This window comes from Anaeromyxobacter sp. PSR-1 (genome assembly GCF_000964525.1).
Lineage (GTDB): Bacteria > Myxococcota > Myxococcia > Myxococcales > Anaeromyxobacteraceae > Anaeromyxobacter.
The window spans coordinates 1-4949 of the sequence record NZ_BAZG01000256.1 but is presented as its reverse complement, the minus strand read 5'-3'; the positions used below and the strand labels follow the sequence as shown (position 1 = coordinate 4949).

The 4949-nt window shown below is 77.6% G+C and carries 5 protein-coding genes; 3 read left to right on the top strand and 2 right to left on the bottom strand.

From position 1 onward, the window contains the following. Window positions 1-15: 15 nt before the first annotated feature. Window positions 16-567 carry an N-acetyltransferase gene (locus PSR1_RS21740; protein WP_059439438.1) on the bottom strand — a complete coding sequence of 184 codons (552 nt, stop codon included), beginning with the start codon at window positions 565-567 and terminating at the stop codon, window positions 16-18. Window positions 568-658: 91 nt separating this feature from the next. Here PSR1_RS21740 and PSR1_RS21735 point away from each other — a divergent pair, with 91 nt between their 5' ends. From PSR1_RS21735 to PSR1_RS21725, 3 genes are all read left to right on the top strand, one after another. After that, the gene (locus PSR1_RS21735; protein WP_011422480.1) at window positions 659-1045 is read left to right on the top strand and encodes a hypothetical protein; all 387 of its coding nucleotides are present in this window, start codon (window positions 659-661) and stop codon (window positions 1043-1045) included. 300 nt (window positions 1046-1345) lie between these two features. Beyond that, window positions 1346-2482: a hypothetical protein gene (locus PSR1_RS21730; RefSeq protein ID WP_059439437.1), complete on the top strand. Its 1137-nt coding sequence runs from the start codon at window positions 1346-1348 to the stop codon at window positions 2480-2482. An 87-nt stretch (window positions 2483-2569) separates the two neighbouring features. Next, window positions 2570-4054, top strand: a complete 1485-nt coding sequence (locus tag PSR1_RS21725; protein WP_059439436.1) for an amidase — start codon at window positions 2570-2572, stop codon at window positions 4052-4054. Window positions 4055-4069: 15 nt separating this feature from the next. Here PSR1_RS21725 and PSR1_RS21720 read toward each other — a convergent pair. Next, the coding region (locus PSR1_RS21720; protein ID WP_152643414.1) for an SLC13 family permease at window positions 4070-4949 on the bottom strand (880 nt) is incomplete at its 5' end.

The following is a 4949-nucleotide window of genomic DNA, read 5'->3' as shown; positions in this document are numbered from 1 at the left end:
CGGCCGCGCGGGCGCTCACGCCGCCTCCCCGGGCCCGCGCCCGGCGGCGCCGCCCGCCGCGACGAGCTCGCGCCGGAGCACGGTCACGTCGTTCACGAGCCGCCCGGCCCGCACCCGCGCGCTCGCCACCGGCCAGAAGCCCATCCGCTCCCAGAACGCCCGGGCGCGCGGGTTCTGCGCCTGCACCATGAGCTGCACCGCCCGCGTCCCGGCCGCGCGCAGCTCGCGATCCAGCTCGGCGAGCAGCGCCGCGCCCAGCCCGCGGGAGCGGGACGCCGGCTCGAACAGCATCAGGCCGATCCAGGTGATGCCGCGCTCCGGCCAGCCGTCGGTCGCGTCGAGCAGCCCCGCCAGCGCGCCGCCGCCCGCGGCCACCCCCACCAGCCGCCGGCGGTCGAAGCGCGGCGGGACGTCCTGCAGCAGCCACTCCGCCTCGTCGTCGCGCGGCGCGCGGCCGTGGATGAGCGCCCACCACTCGGCGCACCGCTCCAGCAGGTCCTGGATGCGCGCCAGATCGCGCGCGCCCAGCTCCTGGAGCTCCAGCCCGGCTGCGCGGAAGCGATCCATCGCGGCCTCGACCCGCGCCGGCGCGGCGTGCGCCGTGCGCCCCGCGCGCGATGGGCCCCGCGCGCGGACCTTCGACGCTATATTCCCACCCATGCCCGTCACCGTCGAGACCGGCTCGACCCTCACGTTCGATCGCTTCTGGCGCTGGCTCAAGCGCCACCCCAACTGCATCCTGCGCGCCGGGACCCCCGACACGTTCCTCTACGATCAGGAGGACCTGCACTGGCACCTCGAGGAGGACGAGGAGCGCGTACCGGTGGTCCAGCTCTCCCGCGGCAAGCAGACCCTGGCCGAGATCGCCATCGAGGCGCGCGAGGTGCTGTTCGTGCAGGTGCTCCCCGACCCGGACGGCGACGCCGGGCAGTTCCTGTTCGAGCTGATCGGGGGCAGCGGCGACGAGCCGTACCCCGTCTACCACTTCGTCCTCGCGCACGGCTTCGACGAGGAGGCCGGGCACCGCGCGCAGCTCAAGCAGTGAGCGGGCGTTGCGCCGGCGCGCCCCGGCGGCTATCCTCGTGACGTGGTCCTCCTGAGCGCGATCGCGCGTCGATATTGCGGCCCCTCGTCCCGGCCCGGTGCCCGGACGAGCCCGTGTGCGCGTCGATTTAGCGGCCCTCCGTCCCGGCCCGGTGCCTGGACGGACCCGCTCGCGCGGTGAGCAGGGGCCGCTCCGCACCATCGAGATCGTTCGGGCCGTGGCGGGGGGAGTCGTCGCTCCACCCTTCCTTCCAACGGCGCGCCGCCGCGCGGCGCGCCCCCGGCGCTCGAGGCCCGAACCATGTCGAAGCTCCCCGTCCTCTCCCCCGGCGCGCTGAAACGCGCGCTCGCGATCCGCGATCTCACCGACCCTGCGCAGGGCCCGCACGCCGTGCAGCTCGTGCTGCGCAAGGCGGTGGACGCGCTCTCCGCCACCTGGCGCTGCCCGGTCGCCGTGGAGCGCGCCAGCCCGGTGGTCGCGGTCGCCGACAACTACGACCGGCTCCACTACCCGCCCGGCGGCGCGGCCCGCGACGCGCGGCACACCCGCTACGTGTCCGAGACGCACCTGCTCCGCACCCAGACCACCGCCATGGTGCCGCCGGCGCTGCGCAGGCTCGCCGCCGCGCCGCCGCGCGACCTGCTGCTGGTCTGCCCGGGCCTGGTGTACCGGCGCGACGCCATCGACCGCCTCCACACCGGCGAGCCGCACCAGGTGGACCTGTGGCGGATCCGCCGCGGGCCGCCGCTCGGCGTGCACGAGCTGGCCGAGATGATCGCCACCGCGGTCCGGGCGGTGCTGCCCGAGCTGACGCTCTCGGTGGTGCCGTCGCCGCACCCGTACACGCGCGAGGGCAGGCAGATCGACGTCCGCGTGCGCGGCGAGTGGATCGAGATCGGCGAGTGCGGCCTGGTCGCGCCCGAGGTGCTCGCCGAGGCCGGGCTGCCCGCGGACGCGAGCGGGCTGGCCATGGGGCTCGGGCTGGACCGCCTCGTGATGCTGGCGAAGGGGCTCGACGACATCCGCCTGCTCCGCTCCGACGACCCGCGCATCGCGGCCCAGATGCAGGACCTCTCGCCGTGGCGGGCGGTCTCGCGCCACCCGCCGGTGCGCCGCGACCTCTCGGTGGCGGTGGCGGCGGACGCCGGCGCGGAGGCGCTCGGCGACCGCGTGCGCGAGGCGCTCGGGCCCCGGGCCGGCGACGTCGAGGCCATCGAGGTCCGCTCGGAGACGCCCTGGGACGCGCTGCCGGAGGCGGCGCGGGCGCGGCTGGGGATGCGCCCGGGGCAGAAGAACGTGCTGCTCCGGCTCGTGCTGCGCGCGCTGGGGCGGACGCTCACCGACGACGAGGCCAACCGGCTCCGCGACGCCGTCTACGCCGCGGTGCACCAGGGCACCGAGCACGCCTGGGCCTGCGGCGCGCCCCCCATCCCGTAGCTCCCGCCCCGGCCGGGGTGCGGGCGTGCCGCGTCCGCCCCGCGCCCCGGCCCGGGGCTATCCTGGGATTCCCCAGGAGGCCACGCCGTGCGACTGCCGGAGTACGACCGCCTCGACGCGCTCGGTCTGGCCGAGCTGGTCGCGCGCCGCGAGGTGACCGCGCTCGAGCTGCTCGAGGCGGCGCTGGAGCGCGCCGACCGGCGCAACCCGCCCATCAACGCCATCGTCGCCCGCTACGACGACGAGGCGCGCGCCCGCGCCCGCGGCCCGCTCCCGGCCGGCCCGCTCTCCGGCGTGCCGTTCCTGCTGAAGGACCTGCTCGCCGCGTGGAAGGGGCACCCGTACACGTGCTCGTCGCGGCTGCTGGCCGGGTTCGTGGCGCCGGAGGACGCCGAGACGGTGCGGCGGTTCCAGGCGGCGGGGCTGGTGCTGTTCGGGCAGACCAACACGCCGGAGCTGGGCGTCATGGGCGTCACCGAGCCGGCGCTGCGCGGGCCGACCCGGAACCCGTGGAACCCGGCGTTCACGTCGGGCGGCTCGTCGGGCGGGAGCGCCGCGGCGGTGGCGGCCCGGATCGTCCCGGCCGCGCACGGGAACGACGGCGGCGGCTCGCTGCGCATCCCCGCCTCGGTGTGCGGCCTGTTCGCGCTGAAGGCGACGCGCGGGCGCGTCACGCTGGCGCCGGCGTTCGGCGAGGCGCTGGGCGGGTTCGCCGTGGAGGGCGTGCTGACGCGCTCGGTGCGCGACTCGGCCGCGCTGCTCGACGCGATCGACGGCCCGGCGCCGGGCGATCCCTACGCGGCGCCGCCCAAGGCCCGCCCGTTCCTCGCCGAGGTGGGCGCGCCGCCGGGGCGGCTGCGGATCGCGTTCACGCGCGAGGGCCTGTTCGCGCGCTCCACCGATCCCGACTGCGCCGCGGCGGTGGACGCGGCCGCGCGGCTCCTCGCCGACCTCGGCCACGAGCTGGTGGAGGCGCGGCCGGAGTTCCCGCGCGACGCGCTGGCGCGGGCGTACCTGGTCACGCTCGCGGCGCAGACCGCGGCCGACGTCGAGCTCGCGGCGCGCCACGTGGGGCGCCGCCCGCGCGGCGGGGACCTCGAGCCGGAGACGGCCGCGCTCGCCGCCGGCGGCCGCGCGCTCTCGGCGCAGGACCTGGTGCTCGCCCGGGTGGAGCTGGAGCGGGCCTCGCGCGGCGTGGCGGCGTTCTTCGAGCACCACGACGCGCTGCTCACGCCCACGCTGGCGCGCCCGCCGGTCCGGGTCGGGGCGCTCGCGGCGCGCTCGCACGAGCGGCTGGCGCTGCGCTTCGTGGCGCGGCTCGGCTCGCGGCGGCTGCTGGAGCGGCTCTTCGACGAGCTGGGGAGCCGCTCGTTCGACGCCACCGGGAACACCATGCTGTTCAACCAGACCGGCCAGCCGGCGATGAGCCTGCCGCTCCACTTCAGCCGCGACGGCCTGCCCATCGGCGTGCAGGTGGTGGGGCGGTTCGGGGACGAGGCGGCGCTGTTCCGGCTGGCCGCGCAGGTGGAGGACGCCGCGCCCTGGCGCGATCGCGCGCCGTCGCTCCCCTGAGACGGTGCGTCCGCGTCAGCGCGCGAACGGCCAGACGAGCGGCACCGCCAGCGTGAGCAGCGCGACGATGCCGAGCGTGAGCGGCGTCCCCACGCGCACGAAGTCCGAGAAGCGGTACCGCCCCGCCCCGTAGACCAGCATCGACGCCGGCTCGAGCGGCGTCACGAAGGAGCACGAGCCCGCCAGCGTCACCCCGATCGCGAACGGGCGCGGGTCCACGCCCAGCCGGTGCGCGGCGGCGATCGCGACCGGCAGCATCACCAGCGCGGCGGCCTGGTTGCTCATGGGCGCGGACAGGACGATGGTGAGCACGACCAGCGCGAGCAGCACGCCGTGCGGGCCGCCCAGCGCCCCCGCCGCCGCGAGCCGCTCGCCGACGAGGCGCCCGGCGCCGCTCTCCTCCATGGCGAGGCCGAGCGCCAGCATCGACCCGACCAGCAGCACCACGCGCCAGTCCACCCGCAGCGCCCGCCGCGCGTCCACGCAGCCGGTGAAGATCATCGCGAGCAGCCCCGCCAGCCCCGCGACCGCCAGGGGCAGCAGCCCGGCGGTCCCGACGCCCAGCGCCCCGAGGAAGATCGCCGCCGCGAGCAGCGCCTTCCGCCGCCGGAGCGGCTCGGCGTCCACGCCGCTCAGCACGAGGAGCAGCCCGCCGTCGGCGAGCGCGCGGACCCGCTCGGGCGGCCCGCGCAGCAGCAGCAGGTCGCCGGCCGCGATGGGGAGCGCGCCGATGGACCCGCCGCGCCGCCGGCCCGGCGCGAGGAGCTGCAGCTTGGTGAGGCGCTGCACGACGGGGCGCCGGTGGATCCCCAGCACGTCGAGGCCGAGCTGCGCGGCCAGGTCCGCCTCGGCCACCGCCTTGCCGGCCAGCCGCGAGCCGGGCGGGACCGACGCC